The following is a 25,366-nucleotide window of genomic DNA, read 5'->3' on the forward strand; positions in this document are numbered from 1 at the left end:
ATGTAGCCGCGCGTTGCCATTCAACACGCGGGTCTTCGATGTCCGGTGATTCCTTCCGAGGTCCAATGCGAAGCGGCGAAGTCGTTCAAGACCCCTAACAGGCGGATTTCATATGCTCGACCTTTTTACGCCGCTCCGCCCTGAAACAACTCTTCACCCGAACTTCGTGAGCTTGCGAGATTCACATATGTCGGCGCCAGCCCGTGGCATGATGGCGAGAATTTGCGAAGACTTCGTAGACCCAGATGGCAATTTTGTTGAGCAGTTTCAGACCTTCGGTTTTGACGCGCGGACCTTCGAGATGTTTCTCTACGCGATGTTTAGAGAGAGTGGACACGTTGTAGACCGATCGCACGCGCGCCCGGATTTTGGGCTGGCTCGAGACGGCATCCGAGCGTGGGTCGAAGCCGTGACAGTCGGGCAGCCGCCGACAGGGGTGATCCAGCCATATCGCATTTTCCCGGAGCTAAGGGATACCGACCAGCAGCAGGAATATCTGCGTAACGAGACCGTCATTCGCTTCGGTAGTCCGCTCTACACGAAGCTTCGGAGGAGGTACTGGGAGTTACCGCACGTCGCAGGCCAGCCTCTCGTCCTTGCGATCCAAAGTTTCCACGGTGCTGGCTCACTTGCTATTTCGTCGTCTCCGCTCGCGACGTACTTGTTTGGACTCGACGGCAAGTGGTTCCACGATGCGGCGGGCAATCTTGTCATCACGAACGAGCCAGTGGTCGAGCATCGGTTGGGCCTCAAGAGAATACCCTCCGGCTTCTTCGCCCAACCCGACACGGAAAACATATCGGCCGTCCTCTTCTCCAACACGGGTACGCACGCCAAATTTAACCGCATGGGGCAGCAAGGAGCCTTTCGAAGTCCAGGGTTACGAATGCTCAGGTGGGGGACCTGTCACCGCCATGATCCCAATGCGACAATACCCGCACCGTTCCTGATGGAGGTTGGGGACCCCGACGAAGGTCAAGAGACATGGCGCGAAGGTACAGTCCTCATTCGCAATCCTAACGCGCTGCACCCGTTGCCCCCTGAGTGGCTTGGCGCAGGCGCTGAGGACGATCTTGACGACGGTCAAGTCGTCACTACGTTCTCCGAGCCGTTCCTCCCTTTCTTTTCAATAACTGAGAACTTCGACTCGACCGTGCCTGACACTGCGGTACGTGCGCGGGCTAGGGACATCGAGGCATCGTTGATCGAGACATTCCCGCCGTAGCGGCTTCCGTCCCTTGAAATGTCTTCGATCGCCGAAGACGCTTCGTGCAGGAGAGTTGTCGGAGCCGTTCGCGCTTGCTCTCTCACCTGGCACTAATGCGCAGTGTCAAGCGTCCAGCCAGCGTAAGAGGCGCTCGCGCGTTGAGGCTGCACGAGCTGTAGGGGCCGATGTGCCGCGAAGCAGGCGCTTGACGCGGGCACGTTGATCGGCGGACACTTGCACGCTGTCGCCGCGGTGCAGTGCCACGCGCATCAAACCAAGCCAGAGCTGGATTTCATGTGTGCCGAGTTGCCCCGCCATATCTTTTCTGACGCGGCTTGCGACGAGCCGTTCGAGCGTCTCCGACGTCGGCCAGCGCAAATTCGTGGGCGCGTCCAGGCTGGGCAGGATCTCCGCCGCGGACCCAAATAGCGCAATCGCCCGAACCGTTGGCTCGGATGCCTCGTCCATCGGGGCAGAAAGAAGTTGTCTCTGCACGCGAGAGGCTATGTCTAGGCTTGGGAGAAGTTGGAGAAGTTCATCCGTCAAATGATTGCTCAACGAAAGAAGAGCGCCGGAGAGATCGCCCACATGTGTTTCAGCTATTGCTCGGGCAAGCCATGACGAAAGCGATAGCTGCTGCATCATGAGACGAATCGCGACGGCCCGCTCCTCCTCGGCACCGATGCCGCAAGTTCGCAGGATATGCGAGAGATGCGCCATATCGGCGTGAATCCATTGACGGGCATCGGCTCGCAGAACTATCGCATCCGCCGGACCTCGCGCCAGCTCTGGGCGACCGTGACGTTCAAAATAGCGGATCGCTCCGACGGTCTGGGTTGCCCATGCAATGGGTGCGAATCGCGACTGTGTTGTATTCCAAGCGTCGGCGTCGATCGCTGCGAGTATTGCACTACCCGCGGGATGCGCCTTCAAGAAGGAAGTTGCAGTATGGCATCGCGTCGCGCCAATCATTGAAACAAGCATTCGCACGTGTTTCGGAGCTTCGGCCAGCCGCACCGTCTGGGCCGTGACGCGGGTCAGACCTCGGTTGTGCACCGTATTGAGCAGGGGCAGCCAACTATCCGCGCTTCGCGCGTCCGTGAGAAGTTGTTCGAAATAAGGACTTTCAGCGAGCGCGTCATCGACTTGCTGCGATGGTAAGGTTCTCGTCGCGACAAGCCAGCGCGCAACGGTCACAATATCCTGAAGCGAATAACATGAGACGATCCACGAGCCGTCGATCCCCAATTCCGCCACCAATCGCTCCAGTTTGGTCCGTTCAGATTTGGTCGGAGCCTGAGAAGCAAGCCGAAGTCCTAGCGCGGCGCTCTGAGATCCGGCGGTTAGCCGCTCTCCTTCGCCTCGGTCCCGCATTCCGGCCGCCGTAGTCAACAAAGCGCCAAGTGCCGGGTGAGCGAGCCTGTGCTGCTTTCGGCGCTCCATCCCGATCCAATCACTCAGGACCAAGCCTTCCAGGTTGCATACGGGAAAGCCCTTTTCAGGGTGAGGTAGACATGCGTCGGGACAGGGCACCTCGACAATCTCGGTGGCGGCAATCCTTAGGAGGTTTGCTCTTTCGCAATGATCGGCCAACACATTCAGATAGCGCGCGCGTACTCCTTCCACAGCGTCAGTCTCTCGCAGGGTCAGGTCCCCTGCAGCGAGGGGCGTCAGTCGATTTGCCACAGCAGCGCTAAACGCGATTAGGTCAGCACTTGTGTATGGTTCATCTGGAGGACCACCAAAGGTTGCGAGCCACTCGTCGGCCTGCGACTCGGAAATCGGTGGCACAGCGCGCCCAGCGCGCTCCAGCAATCGACGCACGACTCCGCGAAGCTCGGGCCCACGCGCTCGCAGCATAAGAGGTAGGATTCCACTCACTGAGGTGCCGATGTTTGATCGCCGCTCGCGCCCCAAAAGGACGAGTCGCGAGCTCATGCTTCTGCTGGTTGCCCGCCATTCTATGAACAGTTCCTCAACGAGACCCTCCGCGAGGTGGATGTTGTCGAGTGCGAAAATGACTCCCGGACCCGCCAGCGCTGCAAATTCGTTGATCACGTCGCTCCGAAAGAGATCGGAATTCTCCTCAGCCGCGATGATATCTGCGTAGAATAGTGGGAAGGGCACAATCTGAGGGTGAATCGCGAGGAGTTCGATCAGCGTTGTCTTGCCGGCAGCGCCGTGACCGCGGACGAGAGCAACACCGTCGAGCTCAAGAGCTCGTATCATGTCGAGCATAATCGCCGGCGCAAAGACGCGATTGTTCTCGAAATCCTCGAGTGTAGGCTGCCAAGCGTTGTGAGCTAGTTGCGCAGCCCCTGGCCGCAAAAGCCGAAAGCGGGTAGGCGCGCTTATGTGGAGAATGGTTTCTCGAATCCGCGCGCATTCGGCGCGCAGCAAGGCTGTGACGAGGTGAATCCCGACTAAGATGGCAATGTCTCGAGCTTCAATCCCAAGCGCTTGGAATTTCGTTTTCCAGGAAGAGAGTTCCTCATCCGTTACCGAGTGGTCCGGGTAGCCGCCGACAAAGAAATAGCCTGCAAGCTTGCGCCCGACAGCGCCGCAGCCTTTTTCATAGTCTTCTGCAATGTGGCTGGCCCAGCTTGATTTCTGTCGCGTAGCCTCGATGGCATAAATTCGGCCGTTGGGCGCCTCGGCGTACGCATCGGGCCAACCCTTTGTGGTCTGGTCCTCGATGTTTCGTCCGCGAACGACGAGAGTGGAGGCGTTGAAAATGTCGGGTCTTAGAACGAGCGCGAGTTGTTCGGCCAGTTTCTGGAGGTCCACGGCAGAAAGACGACGGAGCCCGGCTTCTATCGCTGTCTGCAAAGCTCTTTGATCTTGTGCCACCTTTGTCCTTAACCTGCGTGGCAGAGCCCTGGAGAGATTATTCAACTACAGAGCAACTACTCGTTTGCTATGCCAAAACCACGTTCCGGCGAACACCGCGATCGAAATAATCTGCGCTCGGGCAACCTGCCAGAATTCTGCGCGTCTCGAGGTGCAGAGTAGCAGTCTCCCTCAGGGAGACCAATGACGACCAGTCGCGATTCCGGGAATCAAAGGCGCTCTTCCGGCTGGAGCCCGTGAACCGGAGGAAGCGATCGATTCCGGTTTCGTGCCCTCGGGCGCTTGGCACGGCCAGGACCGCTCAGCGTATTCTCCCGGCGATCCTCATCGGAAAGGGAGGCGCGCGCCTTCGCAAAGGCTTCGCCAATCCGCGTCAGTGCGGCCTTCTTGGCCATCGAGTCGGCCGCCTTCGCTGCGGAGGCAAGCGTCATCTCGGCGGAAGCGACGATCTCAACGACGATGGATGATTCTTGCTGGTCCATTTGAATTGCCGCTCTGTGGTGGTCGGGTCCCTCCGATGCGGCCACCGAAGGTCGGTCGGCGTCGCCGTCGGTTGCGGGCGCGTCCCCCATCGACGCGAGAACCGCATTTCCGGCCGCGATGAGCTGGGCCGCAGCTCCTCGTCTCTGGAGAGCCGAACGCGTCTTACGTTCCCTGATCGCATGACGCATCGCCAAGACGTCGCGTCGCACTTCGGCGACTGCGGATAGCGCCTTGCGGCGATGGCGATCCCATCCGAACAGCCCCCGCGATCCTCTGAGCACGCCGTAGATTTCCGGGTTCGTGCGCAGATTGAAGGCGATGGTCGCCGTCTGGTCGTCGGCCTCGGCACGCATGGCTTCGTCCACCACTGTGCGAAGTCGCCAGCCGTCCTCATAGGCAAGCGCAGCGTTGCGTGCGATTCTAGAGCGATCCGCCGAGATCTCAGCGAAAGCGTCTTCCGACGCCCCGTCCTGATCGGCGCCGGCACCTTCGCTGCCTGACGCTCCGGTCAGCGACGCCGTTGGACTGAGGTCGGATTCAGGCCGGTGATCGGACCAAGCCGAATCCGGATCGCCGGACGCGGGTTTCGGCTTGAATAGCGGCCATTCGCGCGCCAGCGGCACGACAGGCACGACGAGCATTCTCTTGAAGGCTTCGCTGGCCGCGACGACCTCACGAAACCGCTTCTCCGTGTAGAAGTTCAACTTGTCGAGGACGACGCCGTAGTGACCGCGAACCAGAAGCATGGCCTTCTTGTCGTCGAGCCGCTTGGTCATATCCGCCGGCATCAATGGCACGGATTCGTAGCGACTGCTGACTGAGCGATTGCCGAACCCCGGACGGTTGCCGGTGTTCCATCCCGAACGCTCGACATAGTGCTTGCCGAAATCCCGCGACACCGAGTCGGCCGTGACGTCGTCGCCGACCGCAACGAACAGCTTCACGTCCATATTGCCAAGCAGAGCTTCCCTTGTCGTCTTGCCATAGCGCTCGTCGATCTGGGGAAAGTTCTGCGCGATAATGGCGATTCGGAAACCGAACCCGGCGACCAACGGCGCACGGTAGACGATCTCGGGCAACCGCTTGAACTGGTAGAACTCGTCGAGCATGAAGAGGACTTTGTGCGGCTCGTCCTCGCCGGGCTCCTTGCGCAATAGAACGTCATGAATCTGCTGGATCAGCAGACGGATCAGCGGCTCGACGACGCCAAAATCCGACACCGGCGCGGCGATGAATATCGAGAAGGGCCTTTTGCGCAATTGCGTGATGTCGAAATCGCTGTGGCTCGTCACATCTGCGAGAAGGCGGTTGTTCCACGCCGCGAGCGCGGTCGTGATATGAGCCTCGAAAGAGCCGCGCTGCTTGATTTCGCGACCGAGGTGCTGGCGGAACGCGTCGGCGATGAACGAGGGAAGCGTGGGTTCGTTCTGGAGGATCGTCTTCAGGACGCCGAACAGGGCTTCCCCCGGCTCTCCAGGCTCGCCGACGCTGAACATGCGCAGCACGGAGCGAAGGGTTCGCCGGCCCGCCATCATCTGGCTGTCCATGACATAGCCGACCATTCCGGCGAAGAGGCTGCGGGCCGTTTCGATCCAGTAGGCGTCGGCTCCTTCGGGCGTCGGCAACAGGGTCGCCGCCAATGTGCCGAGATCGGTGGCGCGCGCCGGCCATGGCCGGATGAAGTCGAGCGGGTTCCAGCAATGCGATTCCGGCGAGCCGGGCGCGAAGAGGAACAGCTCTTGGCCCATCCGCGCGCGGGTTGGGCCGGTCTTGAACCAGTTCTCCATCTTCACGTCGAGAACGATAACTGAGCCTCGCCATTCCAGAAGATTGGTCATCACGAAGCCGCGGCCCTTGCCGGAACGGGAGGGGCCGTTGACGAAGAAATGACTGTCGCCGCTATAGCGGACGTCTTTGCCGGCGAATGTGCCCAAAAGTATCGACATGCCGGGCTGACCATCCAGAAGACCCGCCTTCTTGATGTCGGCTAGAGTCCCCATGCGCGCGCCGTCGTTCGGCGGCTTGATCTTCCATGGCTGGACGACGACGGCGTATCCCGCGCCGGCGGCCAACGCGACCTCAATGGCGCTGGCGGTGCTGGCGATCGTCACCGCCTTGTGAATCAGCGGATGCCCCCAATTGGCGGCGGCCTGCTCGACCGGCAAGGTGAGATCGTGTTTTCCGACAAAAGCGCTCCAGGCGTCCCATCGTTTGAACACCGCGAAGAAGGCGAGGGCATAATTCCAGGACCATAAGAGCCATAGACCGGTGAGCATCGCGACAAGTACGGCGCAACTGCCAACGATGATCAACGTCAACTTCGCCGCGCGCATCATCCAGGCGGCCTTTGATACTTGCTGAAGTAGATTTCGGCGACGCCTCGCGTCGGCGTGCGGCGCAGTTGGACGACGATCGGCACGACGAATCGCGCGTAATCCATGATTTCTGCCTTGGTCAGACCGAGGCCCGCCTGCAAGGTCGCGAGCGCGATACGCTCGAAGGCGCCGCGCGGACTGTCCGCATGCAAGGTCGTCAAGGAGCCGGGATGCCCGGTGTTGATCGCCTGCAGAAACGAATAGGCCTCCGCGCCGCGAATCTCACCAAGGAGCAGTCGATCCGGTCGAAGCCGCAAGCTCGCTTCGAGCAGGTTCTGGATCGTCACGCGCGCCAATCCCTGATCACCCTTCGACGCCAGCAGCGCGAGATGGTTGGGTTGCGGCGGGCGCAGCTCGCGCGTGTCCTCGATCGAGATCACGCGCTCGCCCATCGGCACCTCCTTGAGAAGGGCGTTGAGGAAGGTCGTCTTGCCGGACGAGGTCCCGCCGGAAATCACCATGGTCATGGCGTTGCGAACGGCGAATTTCAGCGCCGTCATCCGCCCCTCCGGCGACGCGTCGCCCATCAATCGCGCAAGTTCGAGATCAAGATCGGATAGGTCGTCCTGGTCGACAAGGCGGGGGCCGCTCGCCCGCACGTCGTTTAGGGCGCCAAACCCGACGAAGTCTTCGAGCCGCAAATCGGAGATGACTTGTTTCCGGATCGAAAAAGCGCCGCCGTCAGGGGCGGCGGGCGACAGCACACCCTGGAATCTCTCTCCATTCGGCATCGCCGCGGAGAGAAGCGGCGTTTCCTCGTTGACGGATTGCTTGGTGAAGGACGCAACCTGCTCGGCAATCCTTCGAATTGCAGTCGACGTCAGCGCCTCTACAGAGAACGAGACAAGCCCCGACTGCCCCAAAGCCTCGACCCAGACGGCGCCAGGCCGATTGACCATGATTTCGATGACGTCAGGGTTTTGCAGCCAGATACGGATAGGCTCGCACGAGAGCCGGAGAAACGTCGGCAGAGCTTCCCACAAGGTTTCCCGACTGTTGCGCGGGATGGGGGTGACGGAGTTCATAGAGCGCTTCCTTCACCGGATCGGGATACCATTCGGAAAAATCGAGGTCGCGCTTTACGAAGACGATGATGCGCGTTCCCTGATCGACGTAGATAGTCGGCGGGATGTTGATCGAGTCCTTCAGAGCCTGGTTGGCGAGGTCCGAGAATGTCTGGGACGCGGTCTGCTGGGCCTGCGTCTGGGCTTGCAGTCCGACGGAGGTTCCGGTCCCCGCCGCCGCTGTCGTCGACTGTCCCGCTGAATTCAGCCCGGCGAGGAAGGCGCTGCCGCCGCCGACAATGCTGAGGAGGATCGAGGAACCGAACCGCTCGAAATAATGCTCGTCGACCTCGCCCGGAAGGCCCGATCGGCCGAGGCTATCCGTGCCATAGGACCCAAGCGATAACGAGATGCCGTCGGCGCGCAATAGTCGCGTCCAGATGACGAAGACGCGGGTCTGACCCCGCGTCAAGGCGGAGCGATATTCTCCGGTCAGCATCGTCCCACTCGGAATCAGAACGCGCCGTCCGTCGAACGAATAGACATCCTCGCGGGTGATCGCCTTGACCATTCCCGGCAGGTCCGACTGGATCGCCGTCTCCAGGGTCGCCCGGATCATCGACCCCTGCGGGACCAGCGCATCGATGCGGGCGATCTTATGAGCGTGGGCTGTCTCAACATCCTGCGCGTTGGCGAGAAAGCGCCGATTCGCGTCTTCCTCCGGCCCCTGCACTTTGACGGGGCCGGCACTCTCGTTCGCTCCGCCAAGTCCGCTCGGCGCGCCGTTTGCGACATCGAGGACCAGCATCGCCGAACGTAACCGCGCATTCTCGCGCGCCTCCGCCTCACGCCGAAGCCGTTCTTCCTCGGCTTTCCGCCTCGCTTCGCTATCATCGACCACGATCGGCATCGGCGGCGGGGCTGGCGGGGCGACGATTGGCGGGGCGACAACCGGCGCCGGCACAGGCGGCAGTTTCAGCCTATTGTCCGATTTGGCCTCTGGTGCATCGAAACCGAGCGTGACGCCGGCGCGGGCGGTGTTGAAGGCCTCATTATTGTTTTTGGGAGCATTTCGCGGGCCAAGCGTCGAAACATACCAGGCGTATCCCAACGCAGCGATGGCGCATCCCGTCAAAAGAATGCCAACCAATCGCCCCGGCCGCCCGCCGCGCGGCCGCACGACTGATTCGGCAATCCGGCTTTCATGCTCAAAATCAACGCCGGGCATTGGAGACTCCTGTTGCCGCCGCATCCGCCTGCGCAATCGTGTCAGGGTCCGTCTCGACCGGCGTCATTGCCTTGGCGGGCGGGGGAGCCTTTTGCGCATGTAGATTAAAGACGCAGGTCGCTTCATCACCATTGCGGAGCGTCCATTGCGCGGCGACCTTGTCGACGACAATGATTTCGCCTTCGCGCCGGTAGTTGATGAGTGTTTCGGCCTTGTCCGACATGACGAGAAATATCCCCGGCACGTCTCCGGTAAACCGAAAATACGTCTTCGTCCCATCGTCAAAGACGGTCTCAGGCTTGTTCAGCACAGAGCCTTTGAAGCCATAATCAAAATTGGCCAGTTCGGGATGTTCCTTGAGCGCGGCGAGATTAGGCATCGCCGCCATTTCTTTGGCCTTGGCCAGCAGCCGCGCATCCTCTTCCTTGTCGGGATAGACAAAGCGCAGCTTGTAGACCGCTCCGGGCCCACCCGGCCGTCCCGCCCGCAGCACGAAATTGTAGATGCGCTTGGTCGTCACGACGTTCATGTTGGTGACGGCATCGCGCTCAAGCGGCTTGATGAAGAGGTAATGCTTGCTCTGGTCTGGAACGGCCTGCCAGGAGAGCGAATCCCCCATGGCAACTGTTGCGATTGTTTCTTCGTCGTCGAATACGATCATGGTAGAGACGCCCATCGTCCCGGCCAGGAACACGACATTGTCCTTCTGAAAGGCGACGGTGCGAATCCGTTCGTCCGCCTTGACCGGACGAGGCGCCGTTTCCGCTTCAGCGGCGCCTGCGAAGACGCTCCATGCCAGGAGAATTGCCACCCATCTCCTCACGGCGGCGTCTCCGTTTTGGCGCCGATCGTTTCCTGGTCGCGGCGATATTCGAGGGCCTGGAATCCAAGCGGATTGTCAAAGCGCCAATCATTGCGCATCGGCTCGGACGTGTAGCGAAACCGGACGTTGGCGACCCAATCGGTCGAAACATTCTCGCGTTCGGATTTGCGCGTCGTCTGGAAACGGACAGCCGCCGTGCGCTCGTTGAGGAAGATGACGGATTTTACGAAGACGGAAATCGTCGTCTCCGGCCCATATTTCTTCATGGGATTGTCGGGGTTCGACGCCGCGAACTCGGCTTGCAGGTCTTTGCTGGCGACACCGCCGGAATAGAGCGAGGCCATATCGAAATTATCGCGTAGACCCTTGGGGTCGTAGGTTTCTCGCGCTCTGATATAGCGAACGATATTGGCTCTCGTGACGGACTCGCGCTGTGTCAGCTCGCCGCCAGCCTCAAGCGGCCGTGCAACCTCGACAAAGCCTGTCGTCTTGTCGACGAGAAGCGTCACGACCTCCACGGATTTTAGTGGGATAAGCGCATACAGCGCCGCCAGCGCCAGGATTAAGGCCAAGCCCAACAGAACCGAGATTGTGCGCCAGATATTGCGCGACCATAGGATCGAACGATAGACGGCCGTCTCCCAACGGACTCCGTCGGCGTAGTAGTTCTTATCGATATCCGGCGTTTCCGTCGGCGATTGCACGCTCATTCAGACCTCTTATTAATTTCTGGCGGCCTTGAGCGCCGCTTCGACCTGCGCGGCGCTCGCAGGCTGGCCGCCCGATGGCGATGGGGGTCCGCCGGAAAGAGAGCCGGGGCCCGAACCGCCGCGGAATGCGCTGATCGCGCGACCGGTCAGGGATCGGCTTCCGCCAAACGCAGCGCCTCCCAGAAGAAGTGCGCCCGCCGCGGCGCCGGCGCCGCCTGCCGCTGCAAGACTGTAGGCGCCCGACGTCCTCAACATGGCGCCGCCGCTGGCAATGCCGTGAACAATGTTGAGGATCTGGCTGAGCAGGAAGAATCCGATCAGGCACATCAGTAGAAATGGCGAAATCACGGTCAAAGCCGTCGTCGAATTGACGGTGGTCGCCTGGATGTTGGTGATGGTCGTCTGGATCAAGACCAGAAAGAAGCCGAGAAAGGCGTAAACGATGACGGGGATCAGCGCGTATTGCGCGCAGGAGCGCATCCAACCGTTGAACAGATGCGACGTGATCTGAAACAGCGCCATTGAGATGAAGAGGGGCGCCAACGACAACAAGACGAACAATGCGATCTTGCCGAATACGATCAGAAACGCCGCAAAGGCAATGAACAGGATCGCGATGATCAGGATGACGTAACTGAGGATCGCCAGACCGATCCCGGTGATGCCACCGGCCGACGAAACCGTGCCGGACACCGTGTTGGCCGCGGTCCAGACATTGGTCAGACCCGCCGAGACCGAGTTGCCGGCAGCATTGCAACTTTGACCGCCAACCGCCGTGCAAACGACCGTTCCCATATCGTTTGGCATGGTCGTCAACACGCTAACGATCAGCGCTGAGAAGTCGCCCCAGGTGAAGGCGAGCCAGTAGATGATCATCATACGGCCGATACGCCAGACGAATTCTCCGGCGGTCAGCGGCGCGCGGCCGAACAGCATTTCGTAACCCCAGAACGCCACGTAAATCGCCATTCCGATCGTGAACACCGGCTGCAGGGAAGTCGCCAGAGACGTGTAGATCGATTGCACAGCGGTCGTGCCGAGCGTATCGACCTGGCTGAACATCGCGCCAAAGATGTCGCTTCCCATTGCCGTCTGTTCCTCAATTGATGGGGCGCATCGGCCCGCATCCTGGTTCGTCGGCGGCGAATGCGCTGCCCCAGCCGGAGTGAGCCGTGCATGGCGCTGTCAGATCCTTGTGCGCGCAGGCGGACAGCATAAGCATTGCGCCGGCCCCCAACGCGACCGCCGCGAGCCGCCCGGTCGCCCTCAAGACCTTCATGGTCCCACCAGCGTCGCCTTGGTGGCGTCGTAGGTCATGATCTGGGTCGCCTTCGATTGACCGGCCAGTTCCTGCATCTGTTGTGCGTTAAGCGAGGCGTTGGCGCCGTTCATCACGCCGATCAGCTCGTTGATCACCAGCGCGGTTTGCACCTGCATCTGCGAGTTCTGTTCGATCGAACCTTTGATATCAGGGGCCGAGCCGATCAGCGCGCCGCTTCCCTGCAGCGCGGTCGTGCGCGCGGCCGCCGCCGTCTGGGCTCCGGCGACGACTCCTGCCAGCGCCGCCGCGGTATTGACCGCTCCCTGATAGGCGGCGTCCGTGCCGGACAACGTGCCGCCCGAGACATCGCCGCTCAAGGTTTTTACGAGGTTGAGGCCATTGACGATTGTCGCGGCGACCTGACCATAGGAGCCAAGGTTGCCCCAGGACATCTGGCCACCGCCAAGGATCGAGCTCAAACTCGGGGCGCTCGACATGGAAAAGCCACCCCCTAACGCGGCGCTCATCATGGAGCCGGTTGTGCGGGCGCCGGTGACGGCCGCCAGGGTCGCCTGCGTCTGCGTCAAGATCTGCTGATTCGTGTTCATAATGGCGGCGGTGTTCGACGCGGTGGTTGTCGCCTGGCTCAACGTCGCCTGGTCGATCACTGGCACTTGCGCCAAGGCGGCCCCTGCCCATCCGAGGGTCACGGCAACCCAGATCGCCAAAATGACGCCGTTTATGGTCTTTCCCATTGCTTCCTCCTATTGCTCCTATTGCGCAGCCGCAGGCTTCGCCTCTGCCAGACTCTGCTGAGGCGGGGCGACGCCTGCCCAAAGAGGCGTCACGGACACGCTTGGAGCTGCTGAAGCGGCCTTTTGCGCCGCGCTGAGGGCTGCGGCGACGGCGGCATAGTTCGCGGCGCCAACAACGCTTGCCGTCGAATTGTCTGGCGCCGTGGGGGCGCCATTGACGAGGACGGCAGTCGCCGCGTTGTAGGTCATCACCTGCGCCTGGCCGCTGGCTCGAGCCGTCTGTTGCAGCAGCATCAGGTTTCTGAGTTGCACCGCCAACGTGCCGATCTGGATGGCCTGTCCCCAGACGGAAGCGCCGCCGATGCGTGCGCTGGTGTTCTGATTCCACGCGGACTGTGCCGCGCTCAGAGTTCCGATCGCCAGGCCGGCGCCGACCAGGGCAGGGTTGTTCGACTGCAATGCCGAGGTGAGGCCGGAAAGAGAATTAGTGGCCTGTCCGACCGTTGCGACGGACGACTGACCGAGCGTCGATACCGAAGGGGACGCCGCGCTACTCGGCGCGCCAGTCAATGCGCTAAAGTCGATGCCGCTCACCGTGCTGCCAGTGAACGAACCAAGGCCCGCACCGGTCGTTCCGGCGGCGGGCGCGGCGCCCAGGACATTTGTGCCGCCGACCGCAGCGGAAGGCGCCGCGGGGCTTGGCGCGACCATGCTTCCCTTGAGGCCTTGGCTCGGCTGCACAGTCGCACTTTTTGCCACAGCCGCCCGAGCCATGCAGCCGGCGGTCTGGGTTTCCTTGGCTTCGCGTGCAGTATCGGCGACGGGCACCTGTGCGAGGGCCGGTGATGTTTCAGCAAGCGCGAGCAGGAGTGTTGCTGTAATCAAACATTGCCTCATCCTCAGCTCTCCGCGCAGAAGTGAGATAGCCAATGCTCCGGCGCATCGCCGTAGCGGGCGCGAAGCGCGGCGCAGCGGGCTGCGCTCTCCGGACTGCCCGAAAGCACCTTGATGACGTCGGGCATGGAGCCGAGATCGAGTTTGGCGATCACGGAATCCTGGTCGTGCTTGATCAGAAACTGTCGCGCTTCGGGGGCGGTTTCGCGCAGCCAGGTCAATTCTCGCGACGAGAGCTTGAAGCCTTCGCGATAACTGAGATCATCGGCCTTCGGATTGGGGAAGAACAGATTGGTCGGAGACTGCTCGAGGAGCGTGTGCGCCATCTTGGAGGCGACGATGTCCTTGGCCGATTGCGTGCCGAACCCGACGATCCCATTCAATTTTCGGATCGTCTTCAACTTGTCGGTGACGAAACCGGAAAACTTTTCATCATTGAGGATTTTCCAGCCTTCGTCGATGAACATCATCATCGGCGAGCCGTCCATCAACCCCTCGACGCGATGGAAGATATAACCCAGCGCGGCCGTGCGGATGTCGTCATCGTCGAGGACTTTGGTGATATCGAAACCAAAGATGCCGTTGCCGGCATCCCATTGATCGACTTCGTTGTTGAACAGCCAGCCACGTGCATTGAGCCAGACGGAAAATCTGGATGCGAGATCGCTGTGCCCGGCGCGCTCGCGTCCGCGCAGGAGGTGCTCGACGTCGGCGAAGCGACGCTCTGGGATGGGTATCCGGAATATCTGCTCGATAGCCCCCTCGATGATCTTTTCCTGTTCGGGGCCGAGATCGGAGCCATCGCGCGGCCGGACGAGAAAACGCAGCAGGTTCTGCAGGAAGTCTCGGTCCTCCGGGGAGCCCGGGAGTTGCAGCGGGTTGAATCCGGTGGGCTCTCCTGGCGCGAGGGCCTCGTATCGGCCCCCGAGGGCACGAATGAACACTTCGGCCCCGCGATCCTTGTCGAAGAATGCGCAACGTGGTGAAGGCGTAACGCGTAAAGCTTGGGACATCAGAAACGACAGGGCGACGGTCTTGCCCGACCCCGTTGGTCCGACGACCGTGAAATTGCCGACCTGCCTGCGATGGAAGTTGAAATAATACGGCGTCTGGCTCGTCGTCTGCAGCAGCGAAATCGCCGGACCCCACCGATTGCCGTCCTTCCGCCCGACGGCGAAATTATGTAGGGAGGCGAAGCCGACGAAGTTGCGAGAGGAAATCATCGCGGCCCTTGCAACATAGGAAAAGTTTCCCGGTAGCTGCGCCCAGAAGCAGGGCTCCGCGTTCATGTCCTCCCGCACGGTGGTGATGCCGAAGTTCTGGAGCTCCTTGGTCGCGTCCTGGACGCAGCGCTCCATATCGCGAACGGTCCGCCCCATCGCCAGAATGGTCAGGTGGTGCTTACCGAGAACCGTGCGCCCCGTAACCAATTCGTCGCGCGCGACCGCGATGGCCCGTTCGACCTCGGTGCCCCGTTCGTCGGAAGCCGCAATCTGACGCTCGACCTTGGCGACTTGGGCAAGCACGGGCGCGCGATCCTGGATCGCGAAGGACTGGGAGATGATGAACTCGCCGGGGATGCGGAGCAGGCCATCGAGCATACCGGGCCCGCTATAGGCGGGATATTCGCGGATCGAGACGATCGCTCCGAACCGCGTATCCGCCTCGGACGCTCCACGCCATTCCATGGACTTGCGGCCGAAGGTTACGCGCATGCGGGGGAGGTAACTGTCCAGACCCATGCGAGGCAGGAGCATTGGCATGGACAAGCCGGCATTCAGCAAAGACCCGAGGAACTCGCAGGGCTCTGAATAGATTGAGCCGTTGCGTGAAACGACTTTCAAGACTCGGGCGCCATAGGAGGAAAGGTCGTTGGCGAGATTGGCTGTTGTTTCCGCCAGCTCCTGGAGCGCCTCGCGATCCATGTCCTCGACCGGCACGCCGGCGGCTTTCCTAAAGGTTCGCGCCACGTTCTCGGCGAGCCCGATCTTGCCCTGGAAGCCTCGCCGAATGATGGTCAAATAGAGGTCGTTCACGAACATCCGCTTGTCGCGGAGCCCCTCGCGATATCTGGCGTCGATCATCGCGGCGAACGGATTCTCAAACGTCCCGCCGATCTCAGGCTGCACCTCGCGCCGGATGATATGCGAGTAAACCGCAAAGCGGCTGTCGTTCATGGCGCGAACAAGCGTGTTGCGTGTCGACAGGCGCTGGTTGATCTCGCTCTGGTCCGCAGTCTGGAAGCAGAATCCGTCGAGCTTGATCGAAGTCAGGAACAGGCCGTCCTTCGTGCGCAGCGTCTGATCGTTGACATGCCTGAGATAGGGCACATGAGTCGCGACGGATTTTTCTCGCGTGGCGATTTGACCAAAGCCTAGCGACGTTGCGACAGCAGTCTGAACCATTGGCCGATCCTCGGGTCAGGAATGTTCACGGGGCGTAGGAATCGCCACCCCAAAATCCGCGGTTGCGCGTCATCGGACACTTGCCGAGCCGGGTCAGAATGACGTCCACGAAGCGGGCGTCCCGCACGGTCAGCCAATAGGCGATCCCGTGGACGGGAACGACCAGCAGGAACATCAGGAGATTTTTCGTATTGATGAAAATAAGAATGACGATGCAGAACTCAACGACGAAAAGGACGTAGGGGATTCCCGCCATCATGGGCGGACGGGTCAATCCGCCGACCAGGGGATCGAGGTGCGGGCGTTCGTCGTCATCCATCGTGCTAGCCCCCGGTTCCCATGCCGGACGACAGAGACTGCACGATCTGGGCGCCGCCAAAGATCAAGGCGACGCCGACCACGATGGAGAAACACCATGACCACGGAATGCGTGACGTCAGCGCCATGAAGCCCGCAGCCACGACGGCGATCGTTGCCGCGGTCGTCGCGAAAGTCCCGGTCATGAAGGAGAGAACCGATGAAAAGGCGGTGTTCAAAGGCTGAAACGACGCTGTCTGCGAATAGGCCGCCTCGACGCCAATGAATGCGAACGTGGCGCCTAAGACCAATGCCGGCGCCAACCTTTTCAAACGCGCAAAGCCCATGATTCACTCCTCCTGTTCGACGTAAAGAACGGACCCGCCGATCCACTTCTGGCCGACGGAATCTGCCTGAGCCTCGGAGGGGTCGACGACGGGCGCTTTCGGAGCGCTGGCGGCGAGAGGATGAGAAGCGTTCAGAACGCTGGCGAAGCCGTAATAAGCGTTCGCGGCTGCGGAGACATATCGGACGGTCTCCGAAATGGGCGGCACGCCCTTGGCGGCATAGACGCGCTTTTCGCCCGCGTTATACGCGGCGAGAATCAGGAAGACGTTGCCGCCAAACCGGGCGCTGAGATCCCTGATGTAGGAGACGCCTCCCCGTATGTTCTCGGGCACGTCGCAGCGGTCAATGACGGCATAGCGAGCGGCGGTCTCCGCGGTGAGCTGCATGACGCCCATCGCGCCGGCCGCTGCCGCTGCCGGCGAATTGACCAAGGCGCCGAAATTGGATTCCTGGGCGGCAATCGTCACCGCGAGCTTGACGTCGACGTTCTGTCCGGCCGCCTCGCGCTCAATCATTTTGCGGACGACATCAGACGCCACTGCGCCATCTTTGCAGAGCTTGGGCGCCGACGTTTCCACGACCGACGGCGCGACTGCGCTTGATCGCGGGGAGCCGCCAGGCACGGCGCGCGTCATGGCGGCTCCAAGGCGGGCCAATCCTGCCGCCAATGACTCGGCGTCGGGCGCGGCAGACTCCGTCGTGGGCGCGCCCTCAATCGGCGCGGCCCAAAGCGGTCCCACGCCCAGCCCGGCCAATTCGATCATTCCGATTGCAATGACAGCCGTTCGGTTCATCGCGCCCCTCCGATTGCAATTCCGTGTATAACGCGATATGAGAGGACGTCAAATAGCAATATATAAAGATTTTGATCATGACCCGAAAATCACGCCTTGCACTGATCGCCCTCGCGCCGTTCCTCCTCAGCCACCCGGCGCGAGCGCAGGACGCCTCCTTCGGATGCAAGGTCTTGCTGTGCGCGGCTGCTACCGCGCCTTCGTGGAGCGGGATTCCCTATTGTGTGCCTGTGATGCAGCAGCTGTTCACTCAGCTCGCCAAAGGAGGCGGTTGGCCAACCTGCGCGCAAGGCGATGCCTCACCGGTTGGCTATCAGCCTTACAGCGCCTGCCCGGCGGGTTCGGTCGCCATTGCCGCGACGCAAGCCAGCGCTTCGGGACGCGGTGGCGGCGATACGACGACGACCTACGGCCAAAATGCCGATGGTGGGCAGTGTGGCGCCCCAACGCCCGTACAGACGGGAAGCTCCGACGGATGTAACGGCGCCTATGTCGGGGGCGTCGAGACCATCACAAACACGCGCACGGACACGACAACGCTGACCGGCGGACAGTGCTACGCGCTCACACCAAGGCCCGCGAATCCTACGCCCTACTACGTCGACATAACCACCGCCAACGGCACATCGACATTCTCCTTCAGCCTCGCCGGCTATTGAGGGTGACGTCAATGTCGAGCGTCACGATCGGGAGTGGGACGAGATGAACCTGCAGCAATCGGACTATGAACTCAGGCTCCAGATGCAGCAGATAGCAGCCGCGGAATCGGATCGCGGAAGCCGTGCGTCGAACCCCTTAGCCGCGGTGCTCGGGATTGGTTCAATCGTGCTGCTGGTTTGGCTCCTCTTCGCGCTCGCGCCGATCTTCGGGCAGCTTCTCTCGTTCGCGCGTGGGGTAGTCGACTTCGCGGTTTCCGTGCTCGGTTCGGTTCATTCCGCTGACCGGCCCCACCAGGCGTCGCTTGGGTTGGTCGTCAGTACCGGTTTTCGCTTCACGATGGGCCCTTCGATCTCTGCGCGCGCCGTTTCGACTGGGCGCGCGCCCGACGAGCGTTTTGTCGACCGGGCATCCGAGAGTCTGGAATGAGCAGATTGCCTCACCACAGTACGCTCCCGTTAGGTGTGGTCGCGGCGCTCGGCCTAGTCGCCGCGCCGGCGGCGCAGGAACTGACGCCAAACCCGGGAGCATGGCGCCCGATTGCTCACGCCGATCTCAAGTCGGAGCTACCGGACAATCTGACTTATATCGACATATGGAAGGACGCCATCGCGGCGAACAACCAAGCCTATGACTCCAAGGGTATGGCCCGCGCCGACGGCCGGAATGCGCCGGCGAGCGATGCCCATGTCGTCGTGCGTAGCCCTGAGCGGACTGTCGTTCTGACCACACTGGACACAGAGACCGCGTGCAAACCGACAGGGCTTAACCGAGGCGCGCTCGTCGCGGTCAAAATGTGCCCGACGCGGCTGGTGATTTTCGAAGGCGCCATCAGCAGCACAAGAGAACTGCCCGCAAGCTGCTATCTCGAAATCGACCCTGCGGCCCCGTCGGACCCCAACAAAGATGGGTCATTCGCAGCTTACGACACCGTTTCGAAGACCATCAAGATGGGCCTGATCGTCAATCATGACGTCGTCGACGAATGCTCACGTTTCATCCCAACCGTCCCATAACAGGCACGAGGAGACTGACCATGCGCGTTCTTGGCGCTCTTGTCACCGCCGGACTTGTCGCCCACCCGTTGTACGCGGCTGCGCAAAGCGGCGTTCAGACGCAGCGTTTCATGGCGACAACGATCTCGCTTGATGCTGGGCCTGCCTCGTCAGCCCTGGCGGCCGTATGGCAGGACAGGTTGCAGGCCGAGCGAAACAAGCTCGCCGCGCTCTCAAAGGCATCGCCTCCCACCGCCAAACCGACGCCGGACGTTGCGGTCCCTATCTTCCAGGCAACCTTCAAGGACGGTGACAAGACCATCATTATTTCCGCACTCTTCACGACGCCCGAATGCCGGAATTTCTCCGGCGTCGCCGCTCAAAACCTCAACAACTGTCCGATGCGCGTTGCCGTGCTCCGGAACGGTCAGGTCAAGGTCGTCAAGTCCGAGGGCGATTTCCCATTTGTCGCGGCGTTCAAAGAAACTTCCGACGAGGAGCCAAGCGAATACGACAACAAATCGCAACGCGACAAGACCGTGGTGGTGTTCAACCCGGCGGCCCACGAAATCACGACGGCTTTGACCCTGAACGGCACGCTCGACAGCGAAAAGGCCGCGCCAATTGAAATCGCCTATTGACGGGGGTCCTCATGTCGGGAAGATATCTTGTGGGCCTCGTGTTCCGCGCGGCGCTCGCGCTCGCGGCTTCCATGCAATTGGCGCAGGCTCAGACCTGCACGCCAACCAGTTACTCCGCGGGCGACATCGCCGCGGCCGTCGCAGCGTCTCCAAACGCAAATTCAATCCTGAAGAGCAGCTCATGCACGTGGGGCGGCGCGGGTCGGTCCGAATCAGCGGGAAATCTGTGCGCATCGAACGGCAATAACTTCGGCGTCCTGCAGCTCAATCGAAGCAACTTGCCGCCGGGAGTGACGCCCGCCGCCTACGAGGCGGAGCCTCTGCAGCAACAGGTCGACACCTGGGCCGCACAGGTCGGTAACAGTAACACTTCGTCGACGGGCTACCAGACGCTTGCCACGGCGCAATCGTCCGGTCAGCCCATTGGGTCGACGCCCGTGACATCCGGCATGATGGCCGCGTGCTTCCAGTTCGGTCCTGCCATCTGTAACAATGATGTGGCCGCCCTACAGAGCGGGCAACCATGCGGCGGCTCCAATCCCATCAACATCAATAGCGTGCCCCGCAATCAAGGTTCGGCGACGACCGACGGCAACGGCCAGACCATTTGCTCCTGGGGTGGCAATATTCAAGCCAACATCAACGCCGCGGCGGCGACCTGCAAGAACGGCACTGGCGACTGCGCCCCGTCCAACATGACCGACTTTCCAACGCCACCAGCATCATCCCCTTCCGACATCGTCGTTTCCTGAAGCAGGATTCCAAATGGCGCGAGCTACCCGCAAGCGTCTGATTTCTTTTGTCCTTGGGACCATCATCGCGACCGCAATCGCGCCGCCGCCGCGCGCGCAAGCCCCATCCACGGCCGTATTCGATATCCCTCAAACCGGCGTCAGCTTTTCGACCGGAGACACCTGGACGCAAAACGGCCAGACCATGCGGCTCTACGGCGTCCAGTCGTGCATTCGGGGGACGAGTTTCACAAATCAAGCGGGCGTGAAGACCGACTGCGGCGAAGCGTCGCTGGCTTATCTCGCTGCTCTGGTTCGAGATGCCAGGCCTCAATGCGCGCAGGTCGCGCAAGTCGGCCAACAGCCTGCTATTCTTGTGGTCTGCTCAGCCCATATTGGCGCGGCGACGCTTGACTTGGGGACGATTCTCATCGCAGAAGGATTCGCATTCGCCGCCTTCAATAACGACGCCAAGCCGGTCTATATGCCCTATCTGGTTGCCGAACTCGTCGCTAGAAATAACAAGGCGGGACTGTGGGCCGCCCCTGACATGCCGCACCCCAATCTGATTCTCTTCGGCGCCCTCAAAGGCCAGAAATAATGGCCGCCGCAGGCAATGCGGCCTGGCGAGCCCGTTGGCGCAAAGGCGCTCTCGCAGAGGGCTTGCGCGAGACCAAAGTGTTTCTGAGCCAACCCGCCTATCAACGAGCGATCGCTATTGCCGAGCGGCAACGCGAGCGTCTTCCCGTCACCCTTGGTCATCTGGTAGAGTTCGCGGTCGCGGCTATCGACGCGACCAAGGCGCCTGTCATGGAAACGCCCTCACCAGCCCCTCCTTCGTCGATCGATCTTGTCGGTCTGACGCAAGCTATTCTTGCATCGCGCTTTCCCGAAGACACGGGTAGCGCGAGGTTTCGTCAGCTCGCTTTCGCGCACCTTGTAGCTGCGGAAACGATGCGCGGCAATCGTCCCACCGCCACAACTCTGGCTCATATTTCTGGCTCGCATAAGTCGCAAATGGACTTGCTGGCCAAAGTTCTTGCCTCCAGAGGCGTCATTGCAAAGACCCATGCGCCTGGTCTCAAAGGTGCTCCTACGGCCAAGATCTTGACGATCGCTGCGGACGCTGTCGACGCGTTGCAAAATTCGCATGTTGCTGCGACCGGGGCTGAGATTGCGTTCTAATTGCCTCAGACTGTCGTGGCGATTGGGTCAGTGCAGGTTCGCCACATCACTGTAGGGATCGCTGGAGAAACTTTTCAACTGACGTTTCAGCGCCACAATCTCCCCGACGTCCATGCCAACAAGCGTTTGACCCCACTTGTCGATCAAGTCATTCAGTTCTGTTTGCGAGCGCGTGTCCGGCGACTCTGCAAGATATAGTTCGACGCGCGCGATCGCCTCCAATGCGTCAGGATTTTCGCGCGAGGCTATCAGGGCGGCCAGGAGCGCCTTCTTGTTCATGGCGCGTTCCTTGCCTCGCGCGCACGCATGGAAGCGACCGTGCAGTCTGCGGAACGCCACAAGCCGAAGCCGACGATTGCTCGAGGTGACAAACTCCGAGCGGTCCACCGCGCGTGGCCGTTGTCGAACTTAGAAAGCAAAGCAAGAACCTCATTTTGCGACGGAAGGCGTCGGGGATGGGTGCCCTCAACTGAACTGTCCATCCACTTGGAACGCTCGTGGCATGTTCAACCCAAACGCAAGGTCGTCTTCCGCAGGGTTTCACAGCCAATTTGTAAACAATTCGGCACGCGCTCGAAATTTACCGCAGCCTAACGGTTTTGCGAGCGCGCTGCTGAAACTGCGGGGTAGCCATTCCAGAATCCGCCATGAGCCGGTTTCGATTTTGGTCACGGCTGCTATGCCGAATCTCGGCGGCTCGGTTCGGCCCAGGTCGTGCATGCTGGTTCCGTCATGCGCGACGCTCAAGACGTGGGACAACGAATCGCTCGATTGCCGAGCGCTCTTCTCGGCCTTAGCGTCTGCGAGGCCGCTCGCTGTATGATCGGTCAATCGGTCGGCCCCCCATCTTTGGTCACGAGTGAATTTTTTACGCAGTGCCTGGCGACGTTACAGCATACGGCATCGTTCACACTATCCTCGTCATCGCCGTTTGGGCGGCTCATGCTGGCGCTCCTGATTCCAACTGAATTCTTCCCAACCATAAGCACATCGGGGCGCATATTCGAAGCGGTCGATTTGAACCATCGATGTTCAAATTTGTTCATCATTTGCCAATAGCGGCCTGGCAATTTAGCGCTCGTCGCATTGCAGGCGGTCAACGTAACCTATGACGACACTTTGCGGCTTTGTTGCACCGATACCGCAATAGTGTCTCCCAGCATTACAGTTGCATAGTTTCTCGATGTCTGAATCCATGGGTCACCATGGATTCAAAGATCATGGATGATAGGCGCATCGATCGAAGCGACGCTTGAGCTTTGGGCGTCGTCGCTGCGAGACGTGAAGGATCGGATGCGGCCTTTGTTCACGCAGGAGCGTGTGGCGGCGTCAGCCGGGTTGTTCCTTGATGGACTTGTTGGCGGCGAGCAGCGCAAGACCGGCTGGATGCGAGCGGAAGCGGCGGGCGATCCGGGCCCCTGGCGCCAGCAGGCGATCCTGGGCCGAGGACGATGGGATGCCGATGGGTTGCGCGACATTGTGCGCGACTATGCGCTGGAGACCCTGGCCGATCCGGACGCTGTGTTGGTTCTTGATGAGACGGGCTTTCTGAAGCAGAGCAAGGCGTCCTGCGGCGTGGGGGGCCAATACACAGGCTCGGCCGGCAAGATCACGAACTGCCAGATCGGCGTGTTCGCCGCCTATGTGTCGCGCCATGGCCATGCCTTCATCGACCGGGCGCTCTATCTGCCCAAGGCCTGGACGGACGATCCGGCGCGGATGGCGGCGACCCATGTGCCGGCGGGCGCCCGCTTTGCGACCAAGCCCCGCCTTGCTCTTGCGATGATCGCCCGGGCGATCGCGGCAAACGCGCCATTCGCCTGGGTTGCGGCCGACACCGTCTACGGTGTTGGCGAGATCGAAAAGGCGCTACGGCGCGCCGGCAAAGGCTATGTTCTTGGCGTGCCGGGCAACCACCTGTTTCGATCATGGGGCAAACGACCGCCGATCGCCGGGATGGCGTCAGAAATCGCGCACGCGCTTGATCCTTCGTCATGGAAATGCTTATCGGCTGGCGAGGGAACCAAAGGCGCAAGACTGCACGACTGGGCTTATTGCGAACTGGCTGATCTCGACGCGGCCGAATATGACGACCAACGAACCGGTCTATGGACGCGGGGTCTGCTGATCCGCCGCAACATCGCCGACGGCGACATAGCCTTCTTCTCCACTTGGTGTCCGATCGGAACCAGTATCGAAGCTTTGGTCAAGGTCGAGGGACATCGCTGGGCGATCGAGGATGGTTTCGAGACGACCAAGAACGAACTCGGGCTCGACCACAATGAAACGCGCTCCTGGCACGGCTGGCATCGCCACGTCTCGCTCGTCATGCTCGCCTTCGCCATGATGGCCGCAATCCGTCATCATGCGAATGCCACGCCGCCCCCAAAAACGAACCGCCGAAACACGACGTCAAAGACCGCAAAGCCTCATCGCTATTGATCCGCTGGTCGGTCCAGGAAATCCGCCGCATCGCCATCCGCCTTGCGCAAAGACGGATCAACCCCGCTCACGTCATTGCATGGTCCGTTTGGCGACGCGCACATCAAGCCATCGCTCGAAAAGCTCACATCAAACAGAATTTGCAACTGTAATGCTTAACCGCCCGGCAGATTTATGGGTTCAAGGCCTTTGTGTCGTCCGCGCCGAGGAAATCGCTCGCATAGGCGTAGAGGCCAGGGCTCCCGCCGGTCATGATGAAGAGGATGTTGTCGCCGGCCGCATATCGTCCGACCGAGATGTCCGCCAGCAAGCCTGCGAACGCTTTCCCGCCGTAGACGGGGTCAAGCAGCAAGCCCTCCTGGCTCGCCATCAGCCGGACCGCCTTGACCATCGCCGGCGTCGAAACGCCATAGCCGGCGCCCAACTGGCTCCCCGAGACCTTGACGTCATCCAAGCCCACAGACGCCCCAAAGCCCAGGAGTGTCAGCACAGCATTGGCCTTTTCGACCGTCGCGGCAATGGCGCTGGCAGCGGGTGCAAGCACCGTGTGAGATCTCACCCGCGTCGCATCAAGCCCGAGCGCCCGATAGCCCGCGACCAGGCCCGCCTGTGTTCCTGAACTTCCATTCGGGACCACGACCGCGGCGAAGTCGATATCGAGACTATTGGACTGCGCCTGTATTTCGAGCGCGCAGGCCGCGTAGCCCACGCTCCAAACCGGAGAGGACCCGCCGAGCGTGGCCCGATAGGCGATGTGGCCGACCAGACGCAGTTCCCCGGCTCGCTCCTCCGCGAAACGCGTCGAATCGACTCCGGAGGACAGATCGTGGATGCGAGCGCCGAAAAGATCATCGAGAAGAACGTTGCCATTTCGATCATATTCGTCCCCGCAACGCGGCACCATGCGGGAGAGGACAAGCTCGCACGCCAGACCCAATCTGGCGGCCGCGGCGGCCGTCAGGCGAGCGAAGTTCGATTGCCGGCCGCCGGTGGCGATGATCGTGTCCGCGCCCGCCGCGGCGGCGTCGCCGAGCAGGAACTCGAGCTTCCGCAGCTTGTTGCCGCCGCCGCCCAGCGACATGAGATCGTCGCGCTTGGCATAGATACGAACGCCGTTCAATGACGAACCCAAAGCGTCCTCGACACGCTGAAGGCGCTGAATGGGGGTCGGCCCCTCCAACAGATCGCGACGCGGCAATGCCGAAGGTCGAACACCGCTCCCACAAAGGGGTTGAACAATCGGGCGGAGAATTTTCACGTGCCAGTCAGAAAACGGGAGCG

24 protein-coding genes and 1 pseudogene are annotated in these 25,366 nt (G+C 61.1%); 10 read left to right on the top strand and 15 right to left on the bottom strand.

Going from position 1 to position 25,366, the window contains the following annotated elements; all coding sequences use genetic code 11:
• The first annotated feature begins 112 nt into the window (after positions 1–112).
• The gene (locus tag GSQ90_RS17260) at positions 113–1,225 is read left to right on the top strand and encodes a hypothetical protein (protein WP_158816093.1); all 1,113 of its coding nucleotides are present in this window, start codon (positions 113–115) and stop codon (positions 1,223–1,225) included.
• 105 nt (positions 1,226–1,330) lie between these two features.
• Here GSQ90_RS17260 and GSQ90_RS17265 read toward each other — a convergent pair whose 3' ends face one another.
• From GSQ90_RS17265 to GSQ90_RS17325, 13 genes are all read right to left on the bottom strand, one after another.
• Positions 1,331–4,036, bottom strand: a complete 2,706-nt coding sequence (locus tag GSQ90_RS17265; protein ID WP_158816094.1) for a hypothetical protein — start codon at positions 4,034–4,036, stop codon at positions 1,331–1,333.
• A 230-nt stretch (positions 4,037–4,266) separates the two neighbouring features.
• Positions 4,267–6,876, bottom strand: a complete 2,610-nt coding sequence (locus GSQ90_RS17270) for a type IV secretory system conjugative DNA transfer family protein (RefSeq protein WP_158816095.1) — start codon at positions 6,874–6,876, stop codon at positions 4,267–4,269.
• Entirely contained in the window at positions 6,873–7,940 is a 1,068-nt protein-coding gene (virB11, locus tag GSQ90_RS17275; protein WP_158816096.1) for a P-type DNA transfer ATPase VirB11, read from the bottom strand. The genes GSQ90_RS17270 and virB11 overlap by 4 nt, the downstream gene beginning before the upstream one ends.
• Positions 7,828–9,147, bottom strand: coding sequence for a type IV secretion system protein VirB10 (virB10, locus tag GSQ90_RS17280; protein ID WP_158816097.1), 1,320 nt, complete (start codon positions 9,145–9,147; stop codon positions 7,828–7,830). The genes virB11 and virB10 overlap by 113 nt, the downstream gene beginning before the upstream one ends.
• Positions 9,134–9,958 (bottom strand): P-type conjugative transfer protein VirB9, encoded by an 825-nt coding sequence (virB9, locus tag GSQ90_RS17285; RefSeq protein WP_246731652.1) that lies wholly within the window; start codon positions 9,956–9,958, stop codon positions 9,134–9,136. The genes virB10 and virB9 overlap by 14 nt, the downstream gene beginning before the upstream one ends.
• Before the next feature lie 8 nt (positions 9,959–9,966).
• Entirely contained in the window at positions 9,967–10,680 is a 714-nt protein-coding gene (locus GSQ90_RS17290; protein ID WP_158816099.1) for a virB8 family protein, read from the bottom strand.
• A gap of 12 nt (positions 10,681–10,692) precedes the next feature.
• Positions 10,693–11,766, bottom strand: a complete 1,074-nt coding sequence (locus tag GSQ90_RS17295) for a type IV secretion system protein (protein ID WP_158816100.1) — start codon at positions 11,764–11,766, stop codon at positions 10,693–10,695.
• Positions 11,767–11,955: 189 nt separating this feature from the next.
• Complete coding sequence (locus GSQ90_RS17300) at positions 11,956–12,696, bottom strand: type IV secretion system protein (RefSeq protein WP_158816101.1); 741 nt, start codon at positions 12,694–12,696, stop codon at positions 11,956–11,958.
• A gap of 18 nt (positions 12,697–12,714) precedes the next feature.
• Positions 12,715–13,593, bottom strand: coding sequence for a hypothetical protein (locus tag GSQ90_RS17305; protein WP_158816102.1), 879 nt, complete (start codon positions 13,591–13,593; stop codon positions 12,715–12,717).
• A 2-nt stretch (positions 13,594–13,595) separates the two neighbouring features.
• Positions 13,596–15,995: a VirB4 family type IV secretion/conjugal transfer ATPase gene (locus GSQ90_RS17310; RefSeq protein WP_158816103.1), complete on the bottom strand. Its 2,400-nt coding sequence runs from the start codon at positions 15,993–15,995 to the stop codon at positions 13,596–13,598.
• 25 nt (positions 15,996–16,020) lie between these two features.
• A complete protein-coding gene (locus tag GSQ90_RS17315) occupies positions 16,021–16,314 on the bottom strand; it encodes a type IV secretion system protein VirB3 (protein ID WP_158816104.1) in 294 nt (97 codons plus the stop codon).
• A 4-nt stretch (positions 16,315–16,318) separates the two neighbouring features.
• The gene (locus tag GSQ90_RS17320) at positions 16,319–16,639 is read right to left on the bottom strand and encodes a TrbC/VirB2 family protein (protein ID WP_158816105.1); all 321 of its coding nucleotides are present in this window, start codon (positions 16,637–16,639) and stop codon (positions 16,319–16,321) included.
• Between the two features lie 3 nt (positions 16,640–16,642).
• A complete protein-coding gene (locus tag GSQ90_RS17325; protein WP_158816106.1) occupies positions 16,643–17,434 on the bottom strand; it encodes a lytic transglycosylase domain-containing protein in 792 nt (263 codons plus the stop codon).
• Between the two features lie 77 nt (positions 17,435–17,511).
• Here GSQ90_RS17325 and GSQ90_RS17330 point away from each other — a divergent pair, with 77 nt between their 5' ends.
• From GSQ90_RS17330 to GSQ90_RS17360, 7 genes are read left to right on the top strand one after another with little or no spacing between them, the layout of a single operon-like run.
• Positions 17,512–18,093, top strand: coding sequence for a hypothetical protein (locus GSQ90_RS17330; RefSeq protein ID WP_158816107.1), 582 nt, complete (start codon positions 17,512–17,514; stop codon positions 18,091–18,093).
• Positions 18,094–18,136: 43 nt separating this feature from the next.
• Positions 18,137–18,520, top strand: a complete 384-nt coding sequence (locus tag GSQ90_RS17335; protein WP_158816108.1) for a hypothetical protein — start codon at positions 18,137–18,139, stop codon at positions 18,518–18,520.
• Entirely contained in the window at positions 18,517–19,107 is a 591-nt protein-coding gene (locus tag GSQ90_RS17340) for a hypothetical protein (RefSeq protein ID WP_158816109.1), read from the top strand. The genes GSQ90_RS17335 and GSQ90_RS17340 overlap by 4 nt, the downstream gene beginning before the upstream one ends.
• Before the next feature lie 20 nt (positions 19,108–19,127).
• Positions 19,128–19,727 (top strand): hypothetical protein, encoded by a 600-nt coding sequence (locus GSQ90_RS17345; protein ID WP_158816110.1) that lies wholly within the window; start codon positions 19,128–19,130, stop codon positions 19,725–19,727.
• 29 nt (positions 19,728–19,756) lie between these two features.
• Positions 19,757–20,479 carry a hypothetical protein gene (locus GSQ90_RS17350; RefSeq protein WP_158816111.1) on the top strand — a complete coding sequence of 241 codons (723 nt, stop codon included), beginning with the start codon at positions 19,757–19,759 and terminating at the stop codon, positions 20,477–20,479.
• 13 nt (positions 20,480–20,492) lie between these two features.
• On the top strand, positions 20,493–21,059 hold the full coding sequence (locus tag GSQ90_RS17355) for a thermonuclease family protein (protein WP_158816112.1): 567 nt from the start codon (positions 20,493–20,495) through the stop codon (positions 21,057–21,059).
• Complete coding sequence (locus GSQ90_RS17360; RefSeq protein ID WP_158816113.1) at positions 21,059–21,643, top strand: hypothetical protein; 585 nt, start codon at positions 21,059–21,061, stop codon at positions 21,641–21,643. The genes GSQ90_RS17355 and GSQ90_RS17360 overlap by 1 nt, the downstream gene beginning before the upstream one ends.
• A 27-nt stretch (positions 21,644–21,670) precedes the next feature.
• On the opposite strand, the gene GSQ90_RS17365 is transcribed toward GSQ90_RS17360, so the two are convergent.
• Positions 21,671–21,922: a hypothetical protein gene (locus GSQ90_RS17365; RefSeq protein ID WP_158816114.1), complete on the bottom strand. Its 252-nt coding sequence runs from the start codon at positions 21,920–21,922 to the stop codon at positions 21,671–21,673.
• Between the two features lie 945 nt (positions 21,923–22,867).
• Between GSQ90_RS17365 and GSQ90_RS17370 the strand changes: the two genes are divergently transcribed.
• Positions 22,868–24,085, top strand: coding sequence for an IS701 family transposase (locus tag GSQ90_RS17370; RefSeq protein WP_158816115.1), 1,218 nt, complete (start codon positions 22,868–22,870; stop codon positions 24,083–24,085).
• A 172-nt stretch (positions 24,086–24,257) separates the two neighbouring features.
• Here GSQ90_RS17370 and GSQ90_RS17375 read toward each other — a convergent pair whose 3' ends face one another.
• Entirely contained in the window at positions 24,258–25,283 is a 1,026-nt protein-coding gene (locus tag GSQ90_RS17375; RefSeq protein WP_210254918.1) for a D-cysteine desulfhydrase family protein, read from the bottom strand.
• Between GSQ90_RS17375 and GSQ90_RS32880 the strand changes: the two are divergent.
• Positions 25,277–25,366, top strand: a pseudogene (locus tag GSQ90_RS32880) (IS6 family transposase); the annotation flags it as partial. The gene GSQ90_RS17375 and the pseudogene GSQ90_RS32880 overlap by 7 nt on opposite strands.

The organism is Methylocapsa sp. S129 (assembly GCF_009765995.1).
Classification (GTDB): domain Bacteria; phylum Pseudomonadota; class Alphaproteobacteria; order Rhizobiales; family Beijerinckiaceae; genus Roseiarcus.